Below are 22,436 nucleotides of genomic sequence, written 5' to 3'. Positions count from 1 at the left end.
AAGCTCAACGCGGCATGGCTACACAGCGATGTTGTCGATCAGGCGTGTGCTGCCGAGCCGTGCCGCCACCAGCATCCGCATCGGGCCGTCCTTCAGCGAGCCGATCGGCGCCAGCGAGGCGGCGTGACGAACCTCGAGATAATCGAGCACGAAGCCGACCTTGGTGATCAGCGCGGCGCCGGCGGCCATCGCGGTTGCGGTGTCCTCGCCGGCACGCAGGCGCCCCGCCGTTTCCTTCATCACCCGATGCAACTCCGGGGCGGTGCGCCGTTCCTCCGCCGAGAGGTAGACGTTGCGGGAGGACATCGCGAGGCCATCGCGTTCGCGCACCGTCCTGGACCCGATCACCTTGACGCCGAGGTCGAGGTCAACAGCCATCTGGGTGACGACCCGGAGCTGCTGAAAATCCTTTTCGCCGAAGATCGCAACGTCGGGCCGGACCTGGGTGAACAGCTTGCCGACCACGGTGGCCACGCCGCCGAAGAAATGCGGCCTGAAGCGATCCTCGAGTCCGGCGGTGGCCGGACCCTCCGGCACGATCCTGGTGGCGAAGCCGTCCGGATACATCGCCTTCACCTCCGGATGCCAGATCAGGTCGACGCCTTCGGCCGCGAGCTTGGCGACGTCTTCCTTCCAGGTGCGCGGATAGGAGCCGAAATCTTCCGTCGGCGCGAACTGGGTCGGGTTGACGAAGATCGAGACGACGACCCGCTTGGCGCGGCGCTTGGCAAGCCGCACCAGCGACACATGGCCGTCATGGAGGGCTCCCATGGTCGGGACCAACGCGACGGCCGCCTTCTTGGCGCGGAAGGCGTCGACGGCGCGACGAAGGGCAGGGACGGTACGAACGACGGTGGGATTTCTCGGCATCTGGTCTCAACTCGTGGGGCGATCCGGGTGGGATGTTTGCGGTTCGGCGGGTGGCGCAGCTTATCAAGACCGCACCGCTATCGGCAAACCGTCGCGTCGCGACCAGCCTTACCCGATCCCGGGCGCGCGTGGATCACGCAAGTCATGCCGCCGATCGACGCAGCCATCTTGCCTGATCGATTCATCATTAAGGACGGCTTCAATTGAATTCCTCTCGCCGTGATGCATTTCACTTGACCGCAGCCGTGCGCGATTTGAAGATCATTGCCGGGGTTTGAATCATGTTGGTGCAGGCTAGTCAGGGTCAGTCCGGCTCCGCGCATGTCATCGTGCTGGGCAACGAGAAGGGTGGTTCGGGCAAGTCGACCACCGCCCTGCATATCGCCGTCGCGCTCCTGAAGGCCGGACAACGCGTCGCCACCATCGATCTCGATTGCCGCCAGCAAAGTTTCACCCGCTACATCAATAATCGCCAGGCTTGGGCGCGGCGCTCCGGGCTCGATCTCGAACTCCCGGCGCACCACTGCATCAAGTACGGCGAGACGATGCAGATCGAGGACAACGAGAACGCCGAGTTCCAGCAGTTCATGGCAGCCGTGAGCGCGGTGGAACGTGGCTATGATTTCATCGTCATCGATACGCCGGGCTCGGACAGCTACCTGATGCGGCTCGCGCATTCGATGGCCGACACGCTGGTGACGCCGATCAACGACAGCTTCCTCGATTTCGACGTGCTGGGCACCGTCGATGCCGCGACCTATGCGGTGACCGGCGAGAGCCACTATGCCGAGATGGTGCGCGACACCAGACGCAAGCGGCGCCAGCTCGATGGCGCCTCGACCGACTGGATCGTGGTGCGCAACCGCCTGTCGATGCTCGGCTCACGCAACAAGCAGCTGGTCGCCGACGGCCTCAAGCAGCTCTCGCTGCGGCTCGGGTTCCGTTCGGTCGACGGCTTTGCCGAGCGGGTGGTCTATCGCGAATTCTTCCCGCGCGGGCTGACGGCGCTCGACGACATCGACGAGGCGACGCTCGGTACCCGCCCGAATCTCGGGCACGTCACCGCGCGCGAGGAGGTGATGGGCCTGTTACGCCAGCTCAAGCTGCCGCTCGACGAGCGCGGCCGCCGCCGGGCCGCCAACCGGGCGGAATGGTTCAGCCAGGTCGACAAGCCGCTGGAAGTCCACGACATCATCGGCAGCTAGCGATCGTGAGCAGCAGCGCGTTGATGGCGATCGATCTGGGTTGTCGGGGCGCCGCGGTCGGATTGGCGTTGTTGATCGCAGGCGTGCTGCTTCGCGACCGCAGCGACACGGCGGTGCGCCTGAGCGCCGCGTTGCTGGTCGCCGTTGCGGCATCAGCGATTTCCTCGGCGCCGGGGTTTCCGCGGCCATGGCCATATTGGAGCCTGATCCTGGCCGCTCTTCCCAGCAGCGGGGCGGTCCTGCTCTGGCTCTGGGCGCGCGCGACCTTCGATGACGATTTCGTGCTGCGGCCCTGACATGGCGCCTTGCTGGTCGCCATTCCCGGCGCGCAACTGTTTGACCTCTGGCCCGCAAGAACCGTGCTCAGAGGCGACCTCGATCGACCGCTGTCGTTGGTCTATCTCGGCCTCGCTCTCTTGGCTGCGGCGCAGATACTCCCGACATGGCGCCTGGACCTGGTGGCGGGACGACGGCGGTTGCGCGCCGTCGTCCTGGTCGGCGCGGTGACCTATAGCGTCGCGGGGTTTTTTCACGGCCTTTGGCCCGCGTTCGGCTCCTCCGTTTGGAGCATCGCCAACGCGGTTGGGCTGTGGGTGCTGCTGAGCCTCAGTGGATGGAGCCTGTTTCAGGCGGCCAGAATGCAGCAGGCATCCGCTTTTCTGCCCACCACGGACAGGGTGCCGGGCGAGACCAGTGCTGTGGCACCTGGAGAGGATAAGCCGCCCGCGGTCGACCCCGAATTGTTGCGCCGGCTGCTGCGGCTGATGACCGTGGAGCGCGCCTATCGGCGTGAAGGACTGACCATCGGCGCGCTGGCTGCAGAGCTCGGTATTCAGGAATACCGGCTGAGGCAGCTGATCAATGAAGGACTGGGGTATCGCAACTTCAATGCCTTCCTCAATCACTACCGGATCGAGGATGCCAGCACGGCCCTGGCGGATCCCGGACAAAAGCAAGTTCCGGTGCTGACCATCGCCATGGACGCCGGATTCCAGTCGATCGGCCCGTTCAATCGGGCCTTCAAGGCAGCCACCGATCTGACACCGACTGAATTCCGGCGCGTCGCGCTCGCGAAGCACGCGTCCGGGGCGGGCAACCCGGATGACGTCCCAGGAATCGGCCAGCCGGACTGAGGAATCGGCCAACCGGGTTCAGAACCCGGCGCAGGCGCGGCCGGCTGCGTTTCGAATACGCAGTTTCCAGGCCAATGACGATCCCGGCCTGAAGCTGGTCATTTACACCGAAATCGGTTGAAATCCGTGGTTTTCCGGTGATTTTTGCCACAGAGTGGCCAAAAAGCCGGAACAAAGCAGCCGAAATCCGGTTTGACTAGGGCGCCATCGCTCCCTTATCCGTCATGCCGGCGGGTGAGGTGCTGCGGTGCCATCGCGCCAACGCGGTAGAAGCAAATGCACAAACTATAGGTGCAGCGCACAACGTTATGGCGTCAAAGCCACAATATTTGGACTTCCTGTCACGGCGCTGTGACATATATTCTGAGAAAGGAGGCCGCAGAGCCTCCGGCGAAAATCAGCCCTGTAAGGCGGGCGCCTTGAGGACGTCATGAAGCGTGGAATTTCCGTTCTGCTTTCGCTCTGTGTGGTGGTCACGGCGGCTTACTTCACCGCGAGCAAGTGGGCGATCCGTCACGAAACCATCATGTTCAAGGATCCGACTCGCGATGAGCGACCGGTCGCAGTCGACGTCGCCGTGCGCTTCGACAAGGAGATGCAGGCCGACGCTGGCATGATCAAGTTGCCGGTTGCGATCCTCAATCATGGCAATACCGTCAAATTCACCGAATATTCCTTCCTCGCGAACGTGTTCGCGGCGCGCGGCTATCTGACCATCAGCATTCAGAACGACCTGCCGTCGGACGGACCGATGGTGACCAAGGTCGGCGAGATCTATGTCGGCCGGTTGCCGCAGTATCAGCGCGGCATCACCAACATCAAATTCGCGATCGAGGAGATGAAGAAGCGTCACCCGAACGCCGATTACAGCAAGCTGACGATGGTCGGCCATTCCAATGGCGGCGACATCGCGATGTATTTCGCCAAGCAGTATCCCGACGAAATCAAGAAGGTCGTGACGCTGGACAATCTGCGGGTGCCGTTCATGACCGACGGCAGGTTCAAGATTTTGTCGTTCCGTTCCCACGACTCGCAGTTCAAGCCTGATCCCGGCGTCGTTCCCGATGCCGAGGAGTGCGAGAAGGCCGGCATCACCGTTGTGAACACCAACTTCCAGCACAACGACATGCGCGACACCGGACCCGAGAAGGCCAAGGACTCGATCCAGGCGATGCTCGATAAATTCCTGGCCGACACCGACAGCGATGTCGCTGCGGTCGACACAAGGAATGCGCCGCCGAAGATTCTGGAGCCGGGTCCCGTCTCGCTCTACGTGCCGATCGAGAAGCGTCAGACCTTCACCGACAAGGTCAAGAAGTCGCTCTCGCTGACCAAGACCGAGACGAAGAAGGATCCGTCGATCACCAATTGACGGGGCCGCCCGGGATCCGATCCGGGCAGAGGGGTCCGCGATCTTGATCGATCCGCTACGTTGACCAACTCGACGGCGCGGCCCACATAGTGTTTGCTGCACGAGGCAAGCGCTGATGGCCGGTAAGACAATCAAACCGACATCCGGAAGCGATGTACGCCCGGCCGACACTCCGGACGTGCCGTCGTCGACCGCGAACGACATCGCCGCGTTCGTGGCGAAGGCGCGGGCGATGTCGCCGCATCGCGCCGGCGCACGCGGCCGGCTGGTGTTCGCGCTCGACGCCACGATGAGCCGGCAGCCGACCTGGGACATGGCATGCACGCTGCAGGCCGACATGTTCCGCGAGGCCGGCTCGCTCGGCAGCCTCGATATTCGCCTGGTGTACTACCGCGGCTTCAACGAATGCCGTGCCACCGGCTGGATCTCCGACAGCGCGCAGCTCGCGCGGCTGATGAGCAAGATCGATTGCCAGGGCGGCAATACCCAGATCGGCAAGGTCTTGTCGGAGACGCGTCGCGAAGCGGTCGCATCGGGCGTGCGCGCGCTGGTGTTCGTGGGCGACGCGATGGAGGAGAGCGTCGACGAGCTCTGCACCAAGGCCGGCGAACTCGGCCTGCTCAAGGTGCCGGTCTTCATGTTCCAGGAAGGGCACGACGCGGCCGCCGAGCACGCGTTCCGCGAGATCGCACGGCTGACCGGCGGCGCATGGTGCAGGTTCGATCCCGGCGCGGCCGCGCAGCTCCGCGAGCTGCTGCGCGCCGCCGCGGCCTATGCCGCGGGTGGCCGCGAGGCGCTATTGCAGCTGGCCAAGACCGCAAGCGGTGCGGCGAAGCTGATCGGCCAGATAAAGTAGGGGGTGCGGCGCGTCAGGCCCCGCCTGACGTCACGGTCTTTGCAATTGCGCCGAGCAACGCCGACATGGCGGCGGTCACCGCCTGGGTGTTGTCCGCAACGCCGTGCCGTTCGGCGAGCCAGGCCGGATCGTTGTAGGAGAGCCAAGTGTCGCCGCCGGCGTCCTGCCAGACCAGCGCCTTGAGCGGCAGATCGATCCCGATCGTTTGTGTGGCCTGCATCAGCGGGGTGCCGCCCTTCGCATTGCCGAACACGAAGAGCTCGGTGGGGCGGAGCGCGAGACCGGCGCCGGCGGCGCCCGCGGCGTGATCGATTTGCGCGAACAGGGTCAGCCCGCGCGCCTCGAGTTCGGACTTGAGCCGATCGGCCGTTTGCTTCGGCCCGACATTGCTGCGAAGGCTGATCAGTCCGTCAATCGCCATCAACTGTCCTCCGGTGCGGTCGGCGCAAGCTACTCAATGGCGGGGGCTGGCGCCACGCGGCTGCGCTTCACGCTCCGGTGAGACGAAGGTTCGCATGCTTTTTGTCGCCGGGCCGCCTATATTCTGCGCATGCCAACCCTGATCGCCGGCGTCGTCGCAATTGTCGTCCTGTATTCCGCGCTGCAGATGTTTCGTGCGGCCAATCCCGCCGTGCTCGCGCGCGCAATCAAGATCGGAGGCGGGGTGCTTGCGCTCGCCGTTGCGGCCTTCACCGGTGTGCGGGGCGAATTGGCGGTGGCCATTCCGCTCGGCATCTTCGGCGCCGGACTGCTCGGCTGGTCGCCGTTCGGCAATACCGGCTTCCCCAATTTCGGCGGCATGTTCGGCGGTTCGCGCAGCGCGGGGCAGAGCTCGCGGGTGCGCTCGCAATATCTCGACATGAGCCTTGATCACGGCAGCGGTGTGCTCAGCGGCCAGATCGTGGCCGGACCGCAGGCCGGCCGCATGCTCGACGAGTTCGACCTGTCGCAGCTGTTGGCGATGGTCCCGAGCTTCGACGCCGAGAGCGTCGCGCTACTTGAAAGCTATCTGGACCGCCGCTTTCCCGCCTGGCGTCAGGACGCGCAGGGCGACCGGGCAGGGCGGCAGAGCCGTGCGGCGGCGAGCGGCAAAATGACTGAGGAGGAGGCCTATCAGATCCTTGGCCTGCAGCCGGGCGCGTCGCGCGACGACATCAGCCGCGCTCACCGCACCTTGATGAAGAAACTCCATCCCGACCAGGGGGGCTCGACGTACCTCGCGGCCCGGGTGAACGAGGCCAAGGATACTCTGCTTCGCACGCATCTCTGACTCCGGCTACGCCAACAACGCCACAGCCGAGAGCTGCCTTCCGTCTCTGATCGACGCCCTGTCTGGCCCGCCGCTGTCCGGCGTGACCGATGTTCTTTCGGGAAAACTTAACCGTAAAAGCTTGACGAGAAGTTTCATGATTGCGCCGCGCGCTGACGGCTCGGTTTTTCTTGCGGCGGCATGCCAAGCAAAAGGCCGGCGCTTTTGGCGCCGGCCCTTTGAGATCAGCAGTCAAAAGCGTTTTCGAGCGAAGTGGACACCGGTTCGCGTGAAGAAAACGCGTCAAAACAAGGAAGCGAGAGTTTCGGTTCTGATTCAATCAGAACCGAAACTCCGGCGTCGATCAGTTGCGAACGGTGATGCAGGAAATCTCGGCGCGCTTCAGCGTCTTGCAAGCCGCTTCGGCCTGGTCACGCTCGAGACCGGCAAAGCGGGCGCGGTAGAGCTTGCGATTGTCCTTGGCGACGACCTCGGTGAACGGATCCGCCTTGCTGAGCAGGCCGCGGGCCGAGCTGCGCGCGAGATCGATACGCTTGTTGGCTTCGCCTTCGGTCTCCAGCGCACCAACCTGGATGATCCAGCCGGTGTGCGCGGCGCTCGGCTTGGCGGCGCTGGTCTGCGGCGCGGCCTGCAGGCTGCGGGTGGGCTCGATCGACGCCACGGCCTGCGGCGCCGGCGGGGCGGGCGCACGCACGGCCGAAGCCGGCAGCACGCCGAGGATGCCGTTGCCGGTGCCGAAATTGGCCGGCTGCGGCGGCATCTCGGGCTTCGAGGTCTCGGCGGCACGCGCCATCATCGCATTGGAGGTCTCGGGCATCTCGCCGCGCGACGGGATCGTGCTGGTGATCGGGGGCGCGGCCTGCACCGGGCCGGCGGCGGCGAGCTTGATCTGGCCGGCCTTGACCTGGACGGTCTTCACCTTGACCGGCTTCATCGGTTCAGCCGAGCCCGGGATCGCCGCGATCGGCTGGGTCTGGATCACGCCTGAGGTCAGCGGCGCCGGCTCGGGCTTGGCCTGCGGCTCCGGCTTTGCCGGAGGCGGCGGCAGGGCGGCAGCGGCCGCTGCCATCAGGGAGGGCTTGGCCGGGCGCGGCGCCGGCATCGGCGCAGGCGCGGCGGGCTCCGCCGCTGCGACCGGCGTGGTCTCCGCCGAAGCGCGTGCATCGTCTGCATCGGCGACCTCGACATTGGCGTCGGCCGGATTGCGTTCGGTGATCGCGGCGGCCGTGCGGGTGGTCGCACCCTTGCCGATGTTCTCGGCCAGCAGGTTGCGCATGATGGCGTCGCGGGAGCCGCCGCTGCGGCCGCCGAGCACCACGCCGACCAGGAAGCGATTGCCGCGGTGGATCGAGGTCACGAGGTTGAAGCCGGAGGCGCGGGTGTAGCCGGTCTTGATGCCGTCGACGCCCTCAACGCTGCCGAGCAGGCGATTGTGACCGGTGATGGTGTGGCCGCGGAAATTGAAGGCCGTCGTCGAGAAGTAGCGATAATAGCGCGGGAAGCGGTCCTGGATCGCGCGGCCGAGGGTCGACTGATCGCGCGCGGTCGTGATCTGCTCGTCGTTCGGCAGGCCCGAAGCGTTGCGATAGGTGGTCCGGCTCATGCCGAGCGCGCGGGCCTTGCGGGTCATCATGCGGGCGAAATCGTCTTCGCTGCCGCCGATCGCCTCAGCGATCACGACCGCGGCGTCATTGGCGGAACGGGTGACCAGGCCCTTGATGGCGTCTTCGACCTTGATGGTCTGGCCGGGCCGCAGGCCGAGCTTGGTCGGGTCCTGTTCGGAGGCGTGCTCGGACACCGGCATCTCGGTGTCGAGCTTCATCTTTCCGGAATCGAGGCGCTCGAACAGCAGATAGAGCGTCATGATCTTGGTGAGCGAGGCGGGGTGGCGCAGGCCGTCGGGACTGTTTGATGTCAGCACCGAGCCGGTGTTGCCGTCGACAATGATCGTCGCGAATTGCGGGCTGTAGCTTTCGCGCGCGGGCTCGCTGTTGTGGTGCCGAGCGTAGTGGCGCCGGTGCCGGCGCGCCTCCGCGCTATCACTGGTGATCAGGATCGCCGTCGTGACGGTCACGAGCCCAAGAACGCCAACTCGCAGCGCCCGCGAGGAGGCCAAGGTTGTTCGAAGCATCTACTTCCCCGTCCCAATTTCTATCTAGATCACTGGCTCGTGAGGCGAAATTGTGCCCGGCGGCCATCGATCCTTGCCTGCGCAACCAACCACTTCGGGCAGAACCCATTCGCCGCGGTGGCCGCTCAGGTCGCTCTTCTAGCTAAGGTGTTGTTCACAAACAGCTTTCGGGGCCGTCTGTTGGAAGGCGAACAAGAGCCCGGGAATCAGGTTAGGCGGACCGAGTTTCCAAAAGATTAAGCAACCGTTGCGCAGTCGCCCGGGGTTTAGCGCAAATGCCGAAGATTCGGGCTGCGTGATTGTGCGTTGCACAATATTTGTTGACTTTATTGTGCGATGCGGTATTCTGATCAAGTCAGGGGGCCGGGAGCTTCCCGGCATGGGAATTTGCGCGTTCAAGTCTGGGAAAAGGACATTCTATCCATGGTCAAGATCGAAGACATTCAGAGCTACGGCAAAGAGCATATGGAGTCGGTTACCGCCTCCGCGAACAACCTGCAAAGCGGCGTCCAGGCCATTGCCACCGCCTATGGCGACTATGCCAAGAAGTCCTTTGAGGACACCAAGTCGTTCGTCGAGAAGCTGTCGGGCGTGAAGTCGCTGGACAAGGCGCTCGAGGCGCAGACCGAGTACCTGCGCTCGTCCTACGAGACCTTCGTCGCGGAATCGCAGAAGATCGCCGGCCTGTACAGCGACTGCGCCAAGCAGACCTTCAAGCCCTATGAGGGCCTGGTCTCCAAGTTCACGCCGGCTGCTCAGTAAGCCCCGCTGATCGAGACAAACGAAAAGCCCGGCCGTTGCGGCCGGGCTTTTTTGTTGTGCCTGAAGCGGGCGGCTACTTCGCCAGCCGCAGCTTGCTCAGCGCCGTTCCGATCGAGTTGAACGCCGACACGATCTGGGTCGAGCTGGTCAGCATGTAGAATTTGTCGGCGCTGCTCGCACAGTTCTGCAAGACGGTCGAGGTCGGATCGGCTGGCGTACCGGTGTTCACCTGGATTGTGTAGATGGTGTACATCGGCCGGCCGCCGCTATCCGTCGCGGCCTTCAGATTCTGGCACATCAGCGCCTGCCTTGCGTCGATCGGATTGCCGGAAGCCTGCGAGCTGCCGTCGCCGTAGTCGGGCCAGCGGTCCTCGGTGTTCAGACCGTCGGACAAGAGAATGATGACCCGGTTGTAGGTCGTATTGGAATCCTCCGCCGGTGCGTTCAACGGACCGCCCACCAGCAGGGACTGCCAGGCCCAGGCCAGTCCGACCGCCTGGTTGGTGCCGCCGGTCGGCTGCATGGCGTTGACCGCATTCTTGAGCGTAGTCCAGTTGTAGCTTAGCGGAATGATCGCCTCGAGCGGCGTCGAAACGCTGGTGTTGCAGTAGTACGTGCTGTTCTCATAGTACTCGTTGGCCGGGAACAGCGTGGTGACGTCGGACGACGCCGGCAGCACGCCGGTCGCATCGTTCGGCTGGGTGCGGTCGGCGACGCAGCCCGTCCAGTTGCCGATCGGATTGGTGGACGCCTGCCGCCAGTCGTTCTGCACGGTGGGCGTCTGAGTGGTCGCGGTCCATTTGTTGTTGGTCCATCCGACAACGGCGCTGACGCGGGGCTGGCCCGGATTGTCGGTCGTGTCGTTGGGGCCCGGCTGCGTCCAGTTGTGGGTATACAGATTGCCGGTGCACGACTTGACGCCACCGCTGGTAGAGCAGCTACAGCCGCTCACGGCGTTGCCGGAGGAATCCGTCGGACAGGCGCAGGACGACGACCCGGTGCAGAACACGCCGGTGCCAGCCGCCGTGCTCACCCAGCAGCCGTTGTAGCGCGTGTGCGAGTTGGCATCGACGCTCGGGCAGATGTAGCCGGAATAGGTCCCGCTCGAGGGGATGTAGTTCGTGGTGGACGTGCTGGTCGGATTCCTCACGCAGCTGAAGCCGCCGCTGCTGGTGGTCCAGGGGCAGCGCGCACCCGGTCCGACCGCATGCCAGTTCATCGGCAGACTTGCCTGCATGGTGCCGTTGGCGGGCTGCGTGGTCGGCGGATTGAGCCAGTCGGTCCAGTCGATCCAGCTCTGGCCGGAATTGCCGGTGCCGACATTGACGACCTTGGCGAACGGAATGACGGAGATGTAGACGTCGCCGTTGCTCTTGCTCAGCGCGCTGAGCTGGTCGATCAGTCCGCCGGTTGCGGCCACCGCGTTGCGCAGCGCGGTAATCTTGCCGTCCTGGGCCATCGATCCGGTGTTGTCGAGGGCGAGCGCGACGCGCATCTTGACGTTGCCCCAGGTGGTGGTCGTCGAGCTGCTGAAATTCATGGTCGGGAAGCCGGCAAGCTGCATGAAGTCAGACTTGATGAAGCCGGATCCGCTCAGCAGAATGGTCGCCGCCGTGCTGGCGGTCGGGGTCGTATAGGTGGCCGAGACGGAAATGCCCTGGCCGTCCTTGTTGGTATAAAGGCCAGTGAAATAAGTCGTGGCCTTGCTGGGGATCTGGGCGGCCGTGATGCTGCCCATGGTCAGATCCTTGGACAGCATCAGTGCGGTGGAATCGAGCGCCGCCTGCATCGAGGAGCGGGCGTTGTTGGCGCGGGTGTAGTCGATCGCGGCACCCACGAAGGCGATCAGCGGCAGGATTGCGAGGGTGAAGATCACCGCGACATTGCCGTCGGTAGCCCTGGAAAACCGGCGGGCAGCCGAGCGGAAGCGATTGGAAATGGCTGAACCAAGCATGGCGCTCTCGTCAAAATGGATTGCTGGGCCATCTCTACGCGCGCGGCTAAACAGATGGTGAATCGGGCTGGGGAAACCCGGCAGCCGGCCCTGCGGAAGGGTCAAAATCAGGGCAAAAGTACTCGCTATCCTCAATGGCGTCTAAATTGGCTGCCCTGATCCTTTGTCAAATCAGGCAGAAATGATTAACCTTCCGAGGGTTGCCGCGCCCGGAATCGGACCGGTGGGCCGCTGCGGTTCTGCGCTTGCGGCAGGGCGTCGCGAGGCCCATATTCGGGAGGTCGATCCGGCCGCCGGATCGAACCGGGAGCGGCAATCTGGAAAGCATTGCTGGGGGTTCCGCGATCAGTCTTGCGGCCATCGCGACCACCTTCCAATCGCCAACCGGTTTCCCCTGGGGAATTCGAACGCCTGAGCCATGTTGCGACTTACGTCTACAGCCCTGATCTCCGAGCCGGTTTCGTCCATGCCGGCGGTCGCCGCCGCGCATGCGCCGACAATGAGCAATGACGACAACCGCAACGGCGCGGGCACCGGCCCGTCGACCTCGGTCATCACCAAGGTCAAGCCGAAGACCAAGCGGCCGAACCTGTATCGTGTCCTGATCCTGAACGACGACTACACGCCGATGGAGTTCGTTGTTCACGTGCTGGAACGATTCTTCAACAAGGACGCCGAGGCGGCGACCAAGATCATGCTGCATGTTCACCATCACGGGATCGGTGAGTGCGGCGTGTTTACCTACGAGATCGCCGAGACCAAGGTGACGCAGGTCATGGACTTCGCGCGCAAGCATCAGCATCCACTGCAATGTGTGATGGAAAAGAAGTAGTTCGCTGGAACGATTGACCCGCCGCGGGCCGCGGAACGGGTCTTGCATCGCGTTTCATGACGCAGCCGCACGTCCCGTATGATCACGGGCGTGGCCGCATGCGACGTTCCGGAGCCTGCAATTTAGAGGAAAACCATCGTGTCGGGGCCGGTCTTTCGCCACGATCCGTCGTAACTATATCAATGGCGATCACGAAGGTTGTTATTGCCTGACCCGGTAATGGCGATCATGATGGCCGGGGGCCATAGAGGACGCGAATGCCTACTTTTTCTCAAAGCCTTGAACAATCCTTGCATCGTGCATTGGCGATCGCGAACGAGCGTCACCATCAATACGCGACGCTCGAACATCTGCTGCTGTCGCTGATCGATGACTCGGATGCGGCGGCGGTGATGCGGGCCTGCAGCGTCGATCTCGACAAGCTCAGGACCAGCCTCGTCAATTATCTCGAGACCGAATTCGAGAATCTGGTGACCGACGGCGCCGACGACGCGAAGCCGACGGCCGGGTTCCAGCGCGTGATCCAGCGCGCGGTGATTCACGTCCAGTCGTCCGGTCGCGAGGAAGTGACCGGCGCCAATGTCCTGATCGCGATCTTCGCCGAGCGCGAGAGCCACGCTGCGTACTTCCTGCAGGAGCAGGACATGACGCGCTACGACGCCGTCAACTATATCAGCCACGGCATCGCCAAGCGGCCCGGCGTCTCCGAGGCGCGGCCGGTGCGCGGCGTCGACGAGGAAACCGAGACCAAGGGCAACGAGGACGCCAAGAAGAAGGGCGAGGCGCTCGATACCTATTGCGTCAACCTCAACAAGAAGGCGCGTGACGGCAAGATCGATCCGGTGATCGGCCGCAATGCCGAGATCAACCGCGCGATCCAGGTGCTGTGCCGCCGCCAGAAGAACAACCCGCTGTTCGTCGGCGAAGCCGGCGTCGGCAAGACTGCGATCGCCGAAGGCCTCGCCAAGCGCATCGTCGATAGCGATGTGCCGGAAGTCCTGGCGGCCGCGACCGTGTTCTCGCTCGACATGGGCACGCTGCTGGCCGGCACCCGCTACCGCGGCGATTTCGAGGAGCGGCTCAAGCAGGTCCTGAAGGAGCTGGAGGCGCATCCGAACGCCATCCTGTTCATCGACGAGATCCACACCGTGATCGGCGCCGGCGCCACCTCCGGCGGCGCGATGGACGCGTCCAACCTGCTGAAGCCGGCCCTGGCCTCGGGCACGATCCGCTGCATGGGCTCGACCACCTACAAGGAATACCGTCAGCACTTCGAGAAGGACCGCGCGCTGGTGCGGCGCTTCCAGAAGATCGACGTCAACGAGCCGACGGTGGAAGATGCGATCGCGATCCTCAAGGGCCTGAAGCCCTATTTCGAGGATTACCATCGGCTGAAATACACCAATGAGGCGATCGAGGCGGCCGTCCAGTTGTCGTCGCGCTACATCCACGACCGCAAGCTGCCCGACAAGGCGATCGACGTGATCGACGAGTCAGGTGCGGCGCAGATGCTGGTCGCCGAGAGCAAGCGCAAGAAGACGATCGGCATCAAGGAGATCGAGACCACGATCGCGACCATGGCGCGGATCCCGCCGAAGAGCGTGTCGAAGGACGATGCCGAGGTGCTGAAGCATCTCGAGCAGACGCTGAAGCGAACGGTGTTCGGCCAGGACAAGGCGATCGAGGCGCTGGCTGCGTCAATCAAGCTGTCGCGGGCCGGCCTGCGCGAGCCGGAAAAGCCGATCGGCTCGTATCTGTTCTCGGGCCCCACCGGCGTCGGCAAGACCGAGGTCGCAAAGCAGCTGGCAGCCTCGCTTGGCGTCGAGCTGTTGCGTTTCGACATGTCCGAATACATGGAGCGGCACACCGTGTCGCGCCTGATCGGCGCGCCTCCCGGCTATGTCGGCTTCGACCAGGGCGGCCTGCTCACCGACGGCGTGGACCAGCATCCGCATTGCGTGGTGCTGCTCGACGAAATCGAGAAGGCGCATCCGGATCTGTACAATGTGCTGCTGCAGATCATGGACCATGGCCGGCTCACCGACCACAACGGCAAGCAGGTCAACTTCCGCAACGTGATCCTGATCATGACCACGAATGCGGGCGCGGCCGACCTCGCGCGGCAGGCCTTCGGCTTCACCCGCTCGAAGCGGGAAGGCGACGACCACGAGGCGATCAACCGCCAGTTCGCGCCGGAGTTCCGCAACCGGCTGGATGCGATCGTCTCCTTCGCGCACCTCAATGCCGACGTCATCGGCATGGTGGTCGAGAAGTTCGTGCTGCAGCTCGAGGCGCAACTCGCCGACCGCGACGTCACGATCGAGCTGTCCGAGCCTGCCAAGGCCTGGCTGATCGAGCACGGCTATGACGAGCAGATGGGCGCGCGTCCGATGGCGCGCATCATCCAGGAGCACATCAAGAAGCCGCTCGCGGATGAGGTTCTGTTCGGCCAGCTCAAGGGCGGCGGGCATGTCCGCGTCGTCCTGGTCAAGGACGAGGCGACCGCCAAGGACAAGATCGGCTTCGAGTATGTCGAGGGCCCGGTCACGCCGAAGCCGGAAAACCTGCCGCCGCGCAAGCGCAAGCCGCCGAAGGGCGGTCCCAACAACGGCGGCGGAGGCGGCACCAAGGGGCCGGCCTCGAAGGGTCCGATGGTCAAGGCCTGAGGCGCAGTGAGCAATCAAATGAAAAGGCCGGCTGAACAGCCGGCCTTTTTGTTTGGCGACGATTGGCGCATGACGCGATCAATCCGGATCGTATGCCGCCTCACTCGCCCTTCAAACGCTGCCCCTCATGAACCCGCACCTGCTCGGCGCCGCGGCTGCCGACGGATGACAGCCGTAGCGTGCTGAGCACGGCACCGACCAGCGCAAAGCCGACGCCGACCATCAGCGAGATCCTTGTGCCGTCGGCCGGAAACCGCGCCAGCAGCAACGCCACCAGGGCAGCACCGATGGTCTGTCCGAGCAGGCGCGCGGTGCCGAGCATGCCGCTGGCGCCGCCCGAGCGCTCGCGCGGGGCGGCGGCGATCATGGTGCGGTTGTTCGGGGTCTGGAACAGGCCGAAGCCGACACCGGCAAGCGCCATCCGCCAGATCACGTCGATCGGCGTCGCGTTGGCCGGCATGAATGCCAGCGTGCCCAATCCCAATGCGAACAACAGCAGGCCGATGCCGCCGAGCAGGCCGGCCGGATAGCGCTCGACCAGCCAGCCGGCGAGCGGGGCGGCGAAGGCGACCGCGATCGGCCACGGCGTGATCAACAGCCCGATCTGCACCGCGGAATATCCGAAATGGTTCTCGAGATAGAACGGCATCGCGACAAAGGCCAGCATCTGGCCGCAGAACGAGGCGATCGAGGTGCCGATCGACAGCGCAAAGATCGGAATCCGCAGCAGGTCGACCGGCAGCAGCGGCGAGGGCAGATGCTGCTGCCGCCGGTACAGCAAATGCGAGGCAACCACGGCGACGGCGAACTCCAATGCGCAGAGATACAGCGCCTCGCCATGGCCGGCGCTATCGAGCGCGCTGATGCCAAACCCGAATGCGATGGCGCTCATCGCAGCGCTTTGCCAGTCGAAGGCGTGCACGGCGGGCATGGTGTGCGGCAGAAAGCGCCAGCCCAGTGCCAGCGTGATGATGCCGAGAGGGACGTTGATGGCGAACAGATAGGGCCAAGTCCCGATCGCCAGGATGAACGAGGCGATGGTCGGGCCGACCGCGGCCGAGATCGCGACGACCAGCGCGTTGACGCCGATGCCGCGGCCGAGCAGCGAATGCGGATAGATGAAGCGAACCAGCGCGGTGTTGACGCTGAGGATTCCGGCGGCGCCAAATCCCTGCAGGATGCGGGCGACGGTCAGCAGCGGCAGCGTGTGCGACAGTGCGCAGAACAGCGAGGCCAGCGCGAACAGCAACAGTCCCGCCAGATAGACCCGGCGATAGCCGATGATCTCGCCGAGCGAGGCCAGCGGCAGCAGTGAGATCGTGATCGCCAATTGGTAGCCGTTGACGATCCAGATCGAGAATGCGGGGCTGGCGTCGAGATCCCGGGCGATGGTCGGCAGCGCCACGTTGGCGATCGAGCCGTCGACGACGGCCATCACGAGGCCGAGTGCGATCGTGAGAATGGCCCAATTGCGCTGCGGCTGCGGCAGCCCGTCGGGATGCTCAATGATCGCGGACGACATGTCGTGAAGTTGCTTTCGGTTCCAGCATCGGCGCGCTTACCGGATGCTGGATTAGCCTGACCTTTGCAACCCCCGAAATGGCAGACGCCGGCCGCGATCGAAACGAGGCCGGCGAGCCGCGCGAGGACGCCTTAGTCCTGACCGAGCAACTCCTTGATGCGACGCTGCAGCTGCCGCTTCTTGATCTCGCTGCGGCGGACCCGCTCGTCGAGATCGCTGACCGGCGTGTCCGAGGTCATGATCCGGAACGCGAGGCCGACCTTGTTGGCCTGGCGCCAGATCAGGCGCGCCAGGAACGAGCGGCCCTTGCGCGCGATGCTTAAGTTCATCTCCTCGGGCAGGCGTGCGGCGTCGCCGAATTCGACGCAGGCTCCACTTTCGCTGATGTTGCGGACGACGCAATCCATCGTCGAGCCGCGCTCATTGATCTCCGCAACCGCACCGTAAAATACCTTGTCGCGTGGGCTCTGGCGCCGGTCCTGCATGGGAAATACTCCAAATGAACGGCAGGACTGTACCGGTCCGGACCTGCGAAAAGAAGGGCGCGGCGGGAACCGGTTGCAGTTAGCGTAAATTGTTAGCATCCGTGAGGGTGCGGATTCTCGGCTATTTTGCGCCGCAAACCGCCATCTGACGCTAATTCGGCAGCCGGCTGTGCCGCCAAACGCGCGGCGACAGGCCGTAATGGTCGCGGAACACGCGGCCGAAATGCGAGAGATCGTTAAAGCCCCAGGCGAACGCGATCTCGCCGATGTGGCGATGGGCGTGCGCCGGCGAGGCGAGGTCGCGCTTGCAGCGCTCCAGCCGCTGCGCCAGCACGAAACGCTGGAACGAGGTGTCCTCGTCGGCCAGCAGGCTGTTGACATAGCGCGGCGAGATGCCGAGTGCGGCGGCCGTCTCGGTGAGGCCGAGATCGGGGTTTTGCAGGTGCGCGAGCACATGCGCCTTCAGTCGGTAAAGCAGCGCGGAGCGGTGGGTCGAGGCGGGCAGTGCCGCGCCGCCGAGCCGTTCGCTCATCGCCATCGCGAGCAGGTCGGCGGCCTGATCGGCGAGGCGGATCGCGCTGTCCGGATCGAGCCTGTCGGCGACGTCGGAGAGGCCCGTGATGAACTGCCAGGCCAGCCGCTGCACCGGACGATCCGATGAGAACGTGGTCGCCGTGAGACCCTGCGTGCCGGCGAAGCGCCGGTGCAGCATCTCGCGCGGCACCTGGAAGATGGTTTGCGTGAAGTCGTCGTCGAAGCGCAATTCGTAGGGCCGCGTCGTGTCGTAGAACGCGAACTCGCCCGGCTGGATCACGGTCTCGCGGCCGTCCTGCAGCACGGCGCCACAGCCGCGCTGGCCGAGCGCGACGAGGACAAAGTCCTCGCTGGCGCGCGCGATACGCGACGGCGTGCGCAGCACGCGCTGCTGGCCTGACGAGACGACGGAGCATTTCGCCGCGCCGAGTTGCGCGCTGGTGATGGCGCCGTGGAAGGCGCTGCCGAGCTCGGACTTGCAGTCGAGCTGCACGAACACGTCGCAGACGATGTCCCGCCAGAGCGCGAGGCGCCGATGCGTGGGCGCGTTGTCCGTGGTGAACAGGGCCGGCATGATTTCCTCCCTTCACGAGTGCAAACGCTGGCCACTCCAACAAAGCAAGCTTCGTACCGGGCACGGCTGGGGAATCGCCTCCGCAGTCGAATTTTCCTTCCGTCCTGGTCGAACGGCGTTTCCGGTCCCGGGGCAGCATGATGTCAGAGGCTGATAGGGCCGATCAAGTACGAACCGGCCGGAGTGGCCGGCCGCGAGGAGGACATCATGGGTATCGAACATCCGAAATATCGCGTTGCGGTGGTGCAGGCAGCACCGGCCTGGCTCGACCTCGACGCCTCCGTTGCGAAGAGCATCGCGCTGATCGAGGAGGCCGCCGCCAAAGGCGCCAAACTGATCGCATTCCCGGAGGCCTTCATCCCCGGCTATCCCTGGTATATCTGGCTGGATTCGCCGGCCTGGGCGATCGGGCGCGGCTTTGTGCAGCGCTATTTCGACAATTCGCTGAGCTACGACAGCCCGCAGGCCGAGAAGCTGCGGCTCGCGGTGAAGAAGGCCGGCATGACAGCAGTGCTCGGCCTGTCCGAGCGCGACGGCGGCAGCCTCTATCTCGCACAATGGCTGATCGGACCCGACGGCGAGACCATCGCCAAGCGGCGCAAGCTGCGGCCGACCCATGCCGAGCGCACTGTCTATGGCGAGGGCGACGGCAGCGACCTTGCGGTGCATGACCGCCCCGGCATCGGCCGGCTCGGCGCGCTGTGCTGCTGGGAGCACCTGCAGCCGCTGTCGAAATACGCGATGTATGCCCAGAACGAGCAGGTGCATGTCGCGGCCTGGCCGAGCTTCTCGCTGTACGATCCGTTTGCGCCGGCGCTCGGCTGGGAGGTCAACAACGCGGCCTCGCGCGTCTATGCGGTCGAAGGCTCGTGCTTCGTGCTGGCGCCCTGCGCCACGGTCTCGCAGGCGATGATCGACGAGATGTGCGACCGCGAGGACAAGCACGGGCTGCTGCATGTCGGCGGTGGACACGCGGCGATCTACGGGCCGGACGGCAGCTCGATCGCCGAGAAACTGCCGCCCGATCAGGAAGGCCTGCTGCTCGCCGATATCGATCTCGGCGCGATCGGGATCGCCAAGAACGCCGCCGATCCGGCCGGGCATTATTCGCGGCCCGACGTCACGCGTCTCTTGCTGAACAAGAAGCCCTCGAAGCGGGTCGAGCATTTCGCGCTGCCGCTCGACAGTCTCGAGGAGATCGACGCGGCCGCGAGCTGAAGCATCGGGAAATCCAACCGGAGGCGACTGCCATGGAATCCGCGATTCCCACTCATCTGCAAGCAGAACGGTCGCGTCATCGTCGCGTGCCCGACGACTACGCGCCGCCCTATCCGTCGTTCGTCGCGCGCCACAAGCCCGCGGTCAAAAGCGTCATCATGGCCTATTTCGGCGTGCAGGTTCGCGGCGAGCCGACCGCAGCAGCGGCCGAGGCGCTGGCGCAAATCGCAAAGCGCTTTGCCGGGGAGAACGGCCCGACCCATTGGGATCGCGCGCAATATGTCGACCAGGCCGGCTTCACCAATGTCGTCTCGGTGGCCTATTGGGACGATGCCGGGCGTTTCGATGCCTGGTTCGACGGCGCGCGCGAGGCCTGGACCGGCAGCGCCGCGGCGGGTGGCGGCGTCGGCCGCTTCATCGAGGTGCTGCGGCCGCATGTTGCGCGCTACGAGACGCTGTTCTCGTCGCTCGGCCGCCCGGAGGGCGTCGCCGTTCTTGCCGATGGCATGAGCGGCGAGGTGCAGGAGCACGCCTATTGGGGCGGCATGCGCGACCGCATCCCGCTGTCCCAGACCGACGCGATGACGCCGGGCGGGGAGCCTCGCGTGATCCGCGAAGGCGCGCGGATCCGCGTGGTTGCGCATGACAATCTCTGCCTGATCCGCTCCGGGCAGGACTGGAGCGACACCGAGGCGTCGGAGCGCAAGATGTATCTCGACGATGTCGAGCCGGTGCTGGTGAAGGCGCAGTAAGAGAGGCCTCTCGCCTGTCGTCCCCCGGCTTGACCGGGGGACCCAGTAGGCCGCGGCTTCTCCATCACCGACTGGTGCCTCTGGAATACTGGATCGCCCGGTCGAGCCGGGCGATGACACTGTCGGTTTGGAAAAGTCTTCCACGCTCGGCCTTACGCTACGCGACGCGCAGGCCTTTCGCGATCTCCTTCTGCGCGTCGAACTCGCGGCGCAGCCGCGCCAGCTCCTCGGCGCTCAGCGCGTCGGCGTTGCTGTAGTCGCGCTTCCAGGACGCGTCCTCGCTCCAGCGCAGCGGCGATTGCACGGTGGTCTGCGGACCGGGGGCCTGCTCCAGCACGCGCAGCGCGAGCTCCAGCGTGAACGCCTGCGAGGCCTCGTCATGCGGCTTGCCGGCGGAGTTGCCGAGCGGGAAATCCGAGAACAGGAAGCGCGGCACCGCGGCGTGCTCGACGATATCCTTGGCGCAGCCCATCACAACGGTGGGAATGCCATTCGCCTCGAGGTGCCGCGCGACCAGACTGACGGTCTGGTGGCAGACCGGGCAGTTCGGCACCAGCACCGCGGCGTCGACCTTGTCGTCACGGCAGCGCTTGAGGATTTCGGGCGCGTCGGTCTCGATGGTGACGCGATGGCTGCGGTTGGTCGGGGCGCCGAAGAAGCGCGGGGCGACTTCGCCGATCTTGCCGGCCGCAGCGAGGTGCTTGAGCTGCGCCAGCGGGAACCAGGTGCCGCTGTCGGTCGCCGTGGTGTGCGTGCGGTCATAGGCGATGTGTGAAATCCTCAAATCCTGTGGCTGCGACGTGTCGCCGTCATAGACCGAATAGAATTTGGCCCCGCCATTGTATTTCGCGCCGGGACCTTGGTCGCCCCTGATGGGATCGAACGGTGCCGCTGTCGTGATGATGGCGACGCGGGACTGGCTCAGCGGTTTGTTCAGGGGCTGGAACGGGGCGGAGGTGTAATGCGCCCAGCGGTAGGGGGTGGTGTAGCCGATCGCCGCATAATAATCGCGGGTTCGCTTCATGTAGCCGATCGGGGCGTCGTCGTCGGGGGCAAAGCCTGCTTGATCGTCGGAGGCTGCGGCCATTTTGCGCTCCCTTTTGCGCGCCATCATTTCAGTCCATAGCTAGACCACGAGCCTGCGGTGTCAAGCCGCGTTGCGCGGGAACAGATTTGCGATGCGAACGGGTCTTTGCGCCGCATTGGTCATGCTTCTGACGCTGCTGCCGCCGGTCGGCGCCGGCGCGGAGGACGCGCCTGCCGCAGCCCCGGCGACGCCGCCAGGCCCCGAACAGCCCGCATCGCCGCCGGCGGACAAGCCCGCCACGCCTGCCGAGACTCCCGCGGCTGCGCCAGCGGAGCAGCCTGCGACGCCTCCGGGGACGCAGGCCGACAAACCTGCGGCGCCTCCCGGGGACACGCCTGCGGCGGCGAGCGACAAGCCCGCAGATGACGCGCGCGAGAGCGACACCCGCGAGGCGATGTGCCTGATGATCGAGTCGGCGGCACGCGCGAATGATTTGCCGCTCGAATTCTTCGCCCGCGTGATCTGGCAGGAGAGCCGCTTCCAGGCCGATGCGGTCGGGCCCATGACCCGCAACGGCCAGCGCGCGCAGGGCATCGCGCAGTTCATGCCGGGCACTGCCAACGAGCGCGGGCTGCTCGATCCGCTCGATCCGGTGCAGGCGCTGCCGAAGTCGGCCGAATTCCTCAGCGAGCTGCGCAACCAGTTCGGCAATCTCGGCCTCGCGGCGGCCGCCTACAATGCCGGCCCGCGTCGCGTGCAGGACTGGCTCGCCGGCTCCGGCTACATGCCGCAGGAGACGCGCAATTACGTCTCCGCGATCACCGGCTCCAGCGTCGACGACTGGGCTGCCGCCGGCCGCAGCGGCAAGATGTCGGCGCGTGCGCCGACCGCGAGCTGCCGCCAGCTGATGGCGCTGTTGAAGCGCGCGCCCAATCCGTTCGTGACCGGGCTCGAGCAGCACGTCACGCTGTCGGCAGCCAAGCTGTGGGGCGTGCAGCTCGCCGCCGGCTTCAGCCGCGACAAGGCACTCGCGATGTATGCCCGCGCCATCAAGCGGCTGTCGAGCGTGATCGGCGATCAGGATCCGAGCCTCTTGAGCTCGCGGCTGCGCACCCGCGGCAGCGCGACCTTCTACCAGGTGCGGATCGGCGCCGACACGCGCCCCGAGGCCGACGGCCTCTGCAGCCGCATCCGCAAGGCGGGCGGCGCGTGCTTCGTGCTGAAGAACAGGGCGTGATGTCTAAATCCCGTAGCCCGGACGAAGCGAAGCGAA

At 65.1% G+C, this 22,436-nt stretch carries 19 protein-coding genes and 1 pseudogene; 12 read left to right on the top strand and 8 right to left on the bottom strand.

Annotation, left to right across the window (positions count from 1 at the left end; translation table 11 throughout):
• Window positions 1-18: 18 nt before the first annotated feature.
• Complete coding sequence (panC, locus tag V5279_RS26450) at window positions 19-870, bottom strand: pantoate--beta-alanine ligase (RefSeq protein WP_166296979.1); 852 nt, start codon at window positions 868-870, stop codon at window positions 19-21.
• A 281-nt stretch (window positions 871-1,151) separates the two neighbouring features.
• Here panC and V5279_RS26445 point away from each other — a divergent pair, with 281 nt between their 5' ends.
• From V5279_RS26445 to V5279_RS26425, 5 genes are all read left to right on the top strand, one after another.
• Entirely contained in the window at window positions 1,152-2,075 is a 924-nt protein-coding gene (locus tag V5279_RS26445; RefSeq protein WP_338689462.1) for a division plane positioning ATPase MipZ, read from the top strand.
• Between the two features lie 23 nt (window positions 2,076-2,098).
• Window positions 2,099-2,371, top strand: a complete 273-nt coding sequence (locus V5279_RS26440; protein ID WP_338689459.1) for a hypothetical protein — start codon at window positions 2,099-2,101, stop codon at window positions 2,369-2,371.
• Window positions 2,372-2,380: 9 nt separating this feature from the next.
• Window positions 2,381-3,208: an AraC family transcriptional regulator gene (locus V5279_RS26435; RefSeq protein WP_338689457.1), complete on the top strand. Its 828-nt coding sequence runs from the start codon at window positions 2,381-2,383 to the stop codon at window positions 3,206-3,208.
• A gap of 430 nt (window positions 3,209-3,638) precedes the next feature.
• On the top strand, window positions 3,639-4,580 hold the full coding sequence (locus V5279_RS26430; protein WP_338689455.1) for an alpha/beta hydrolase family protein: 942 nt from the start codon (window positions 3,639-3,641) through the stop codon (window positions 4,578-4,580).
• 115 nt (window positions 4,581-4,695) lie between these two features.
• Window positions 4,696-5,436: a VWA domain-containing protein gene (locus V5279_RS26425; RefSeq protein ID WP_338689453.1), complete on the top strand. Its 741-nt coding sequence runs from the start codon at window positions 4,696-4,698 to the stop codon at window positions 5,434-5,436.
• Window positions 5,437-5,449: 13 nt separating this feature from the next.
• On the opposite strand, the gene V5279_RS26420 is transcribed toward V5279_RS26425, so the two are convergent.
• Window positions 5,450-5,857 carry a DUF302 domain-containing protein gene (locus V5279_RS26420; RefSeq protein WP_338689451.1) on the bottom strand — a complete coding sequence of 136 codons (408 nt, stop codon included), beginning with the start codon at window positions 5,855-5,857 and terminating at the stop codon, window positions 5,450-5,452.
• 129 nt (window positions 5,858-5,986) lie between these two features.
• Here V5279_RS26420 and V5279_RS26415 point away from each other — a divergent pair, with 129 nt between their 5' ends.
• Window positions 5,987-6,706 (top strand): DnaJ domain-containing protein, encoded by a 720-nt coding sequence (locus V5279_RS26415; protein ID WP_338689449.1) that lies wholly within the window; start codon window positions 5,987-5,989, stop codon window positions 6,704-6,706.
• Window positions 6,707-7,049: 343 nt separating this feature from the next.
• Here the strand turns inward: V5279_RS26415 and V5279_RS26410 are convergent, their stop codons facing one another.
• Window positions 7,050-8,837, bottom strand: coding sequence for a D-alanyl-D-alanine carboxypeptidase (locus V5279_RS26410; protein ID WP_338689447.1), 1,788 nt, complete (start codon window positions 8,835-8,837; stop codon window positions 7,050-7,052).
• A gap of 423 nt (window positions 8,838-9,260) precedes the next feature.
• Between V5279_RS26410 and V5279_RS26405 the strand changes: the two genes are divergently transcribed.
• Entirely contained in the window at window positions 9,261-9,599 is a 339-nt protein-coding gene (locus V5279_RS26405; protein ID WP_029083285.1) for a phasin family protein, read from the top strand.
• A gap of 73 nt (window positions 9,600-9,672) precedes the next feature.
• Here the strand turns inward: V5279_RS26405 and V5279_RS26400 are convergent, their stop codons facing one another.
• Window positions 9,673-11,553: a pilus assembly protein gene (locus tag V5279_RS26400; RefSeq protein WP_338689444.1), complete on the bottom strand. Its 1,881-nt coding sequence runs from the start codon at window positions 11,551-11,553 to the stop codon at window positions 9,673-9,675.
• Window positions 11,554-12,052: 499 nt separating this feature from the next.
• Here V5279_RS26400 and clpS point away from each other — a divergent pair, with 499 nt between their 5' ends.
• Together clpS and clpA are read left to right on the top strand one after the other, a co-directional pair.
• Window positions 12,053-12,385 (top strand): ATP-dependent Clp protease adapter ClpS, encoded by a 333-nt coding sequence (gene clpS / locus V5279_RS26395; protein WP_029083287.1) that lies wholly within the window; start codon window positions 12,053-12,055, stop codon window positions 12,383-12,385.
• Between the two features lie 257 nt (window positions 12,386-12,642).
• Window positions 12,643-15,051 carry an ATP-dependent Clp protease ATP-binding subunit ClpA gene (gene clpA, locus V5279_RS26390; RefSeq protein ID WP_166296963.1) on the top strand — a complete coding sequence of 803 codons (2,409 nt, stop codon included), beginning with the start codon at window positions 12,643-12,645 and terminating at the stop codon, window positions 15,049-15,051.
• A gap of 100 nt (window positions 15,052-15,151) precedes the next feature.
• Here the strand turns inward: clpA and V5279_RS26385 are convergent, their stop codons facing one another.
• The 3 genes from V5279_RS26385 to V5279_RS26375 all read right to left on the bottom strand — a co-directional run bounded on the left by V5279_RS26385 (window position 15,152) and on the right by V5279_RS26375 (window position 18,166).
• Window positions 15,152-16,573 (bottom strand): MFS transporter, encoded by a 1,422-nt coding sequence (locus tag V5279_RS26385; RefSeq protein ID WP_338689440.1) that lies wholly within the window; start codon window positions 16,571-16,573, stop codon window positions 15,152-15,154.
• 131 nt (window positions 16,574-16,704) lie between these two features.
• Entirely contained in the window at window positions 16,705-17,058 is a 354-nt protein-coding gene (locus tag V5279_RS26380) for a PilZ domain-containing protein (protein WP_166296959.1), read from the bottom strand.
• A 151-nt stretch (window positions 17,059-17,209) separates the two neighbouring features.
• Complete coding sequence (locus V5279_RS26375; protein ID WP_338689436.1) at window positions 17,210-18,166, bottom strand: helix-turn-helix domain-containing protein; 957 nt, start codon at window positions 18,164-18,166, stop codon at window positions 17,210-17,212.
• A gap of 207 nt (window positions 18,167-18,373) precedes the next feature.
• On the opposite strand from V5279_RS26375, the gene V5279_RS26370 reads away from it, so the two are divergent.
• Together V5279_RS26370 and V5279_RS26365 are read left to right on the top strand one after the other, a co-directional pair.
• The gene (locus V5279_RS26370; protein WP_166306941.1) at window positions 18,374-19,384 is read left to right on the top strand and encodes a carbon-nitrogen hydrolase family protein; all 1,011 of its coding nucleotides are present in this window, start codon (window positions 18,374-18,376) and stop codon (window positions 19,382-19,384) included.
• Window positions 19,385-19,416: 32 nt separating this feature from the next.
• Window positions 19,417-20,121: pseudogene (locus V5279_RS26365) on the top strand (phenylacetaldoxime dehydratase family protein); the annotation flags it as partial.
• Between the two features lie 172 nt (window positions 20,122-20,293).
• Here the strand turns inward: V5279_RS26365 and V5279_RS26360 are convergent.
• The gene (locus V5279_RS26360) at window positions 20,294-21,223 is read right to left on the bottom strand and encodes a glycine/sarcosine/betaine reductase selenoprotein B family protein (protein WP_338689431.1); all 930 of its coding nucleotides are present in this window, start codon (window positions 21,221-21,223) and stop codon (window positions 20,294-20,296) included.
• Between the two features lie 91 nt (window positions 21,224-21,314).
• On the opposite strand from V5279_RS26360, the gene V5279_RS26355 reads away from it, so the two are divergent.
• Complete coding sequence (locus tag V5279_RS26355) at window positions 21,315-22,400, top strand: lytic transglycosylase domain-containing protein (protein ID WP_338689429.1); 1,086 nt, start codon at window positions 21,315-21,317, stop codon at window positions 22,398-22,400.
• The last annotated feature ends 36 nt before the right edge of the window (window positions 22,401-22,436 follow it).

Source organism: Bradyrhizobium sp. 26S5 (genome assembly GCF_036923295.1).
GTDB lineage: Bacteria > Pseudomonadota > Alphaproteobacteria > Rhizobiales > Xanthobacteraceae > Bradyrhizobium > Bradyrhizobium septentrionale.
The sequence above is the reverse complement of the archived record's forward strand: the minus strand, read 5'-3'. Positions and strand labels throughout refer to the sequence as shown.

What these genes read in the sequence shown, in the direction of transcription:
- panC (WP_166296979.1), bottom strand. Translation starts at nt 870, where the DNA reads ATGCCGAGAAATCCCACCGTCGTTCGTACCGTCCCTGCCCTTCGTCGC.
- V5279_RS26445 (WP_338689462.1), top strand. Translation starts at nt 1,152, where the DNA reads ATGTTGGTGCAGGCTAGTCAGGGTCAGTCCGGCTCCGCGCATGTCATC.
- V5279_RS26440 (WP_338689459.1), top strand. Translation starts at nt 2,099, where the DNA reads ATGGCGATCGATCTGGGTTGTCGGGGCGCCGCGGTCGGATTGGCGTTG.
- V5279_RS26430 (WP_338689455.1), top strand. Translation starts at nt 3,639, where the DNA reads ATGAAGCGTGGAATTTCCGTTCTGCTTTCGCTCTGTGTGGTGGTCACG.
- V5279_RS26425 (WP_338689453.1), top strand. Translation starts at nt 4,696, where the DNA reads ATGGCCGGTAAGACAATCAAACCGACATCCGGAAGCGATGTACGCCCG.
- V5279_RS26420 (WP_338689451.1), bottom strand. Translation starts at nt 5,857, where the DNA reads ATGGCGATTGACGGACTGATCAGCCTTCGCAGCAATGTCGGGCCGAAG.
- V5279_RS26415 (WP_338689449.1), top strand. Translation starts at nt 5,987, where the DNA reads ATGCCAACCCTGATCGCCGGCGTCGTCGCAATTGTCGTCCTGTATTCC.
- V5279_RS26410 (WP_338689447.1), bottom strand. Translation starts at nt 8,837, where the DNA reads ATGCTTCGAACAACCTTGGCCTCCTCGCGGGCGCTGCGAGTTGGCGTT.
- V5279_RS26405 (WP_029083285.1), top strand. Translation starts at nt 9,261, where the DNA reads ATGGTCAAGATCGAAGACATTCAGAGCTACGGCAAAGAGCATATGGAG.
- V5279_RS26400 (WP_338689444.1), bottom strand. Translation starts at nt 11,553, where the DNA reads ATGCTTGGTTCAGCCATTTCCAATCGCTTCCGCTCGGCTGCCCGCCGG.
- clpS (WP_029083287.1), top strand. Translation starts at nt 12,053, where the DNA reads ATGAGCAATGACGACAACCGCAACGGCGCGGGCACCGGCCCGTCGACC.
- clpA (WP_166296963.1), top strand. Translation starts at nt 12,643, where the DNA reads ATGCCTACTTTTTCTCAAAGCCTTGAACAATCCTTGCATCGTGCATTG.
- V5279_RS26385 (WP_338689440.1), bottom strand. Translation starts at nt 16,573, where the DNA reads ATGTCGTCCGCGATCATTGAGCATCCCGACGGGCTGCCGCAGCCGCAG.
- V5279_RS26380 (WP_166296959.1), bottom strand. Translation starts at nt 17,058, where the DNA reads ATGCAGGACCGGCGCCAGAGCCCACGCGACAAGGTATTTTACGGTGCG.
- V5279_RS26375 (WP_338689436.1), bottom strand. Translation starts at nt 18,166, where the DNA reads ATGCCGGCCCTGTTCACCACGGACAACGCGCCCACGCATCGGCGCCTC.
- V5279_RS26370 (WP_166306941.1), top strand. Translation starts at nt 18,374, where the DNA reads ATGGGTATCGAACATCCGAAATATCGCGTTGCGGTGGTGCAGGCAGCA.
- V5279_RS26360 (WP_338689431.1), bottom strand. Translation starts at nt 21,223, where the DNA reads ATGGCCGCAGCCTCCGACGATCAAGCAGGCTTTGCCCCCGACGACGAC.
- V5279_RS26355 (WP_338689429.1), top strand. Translation starts at nt 21,315, where the DNA reads ATGCGAACGGGTCTTTGCGCCGCATTGGTCATGCTTCTGACGCTGCTG.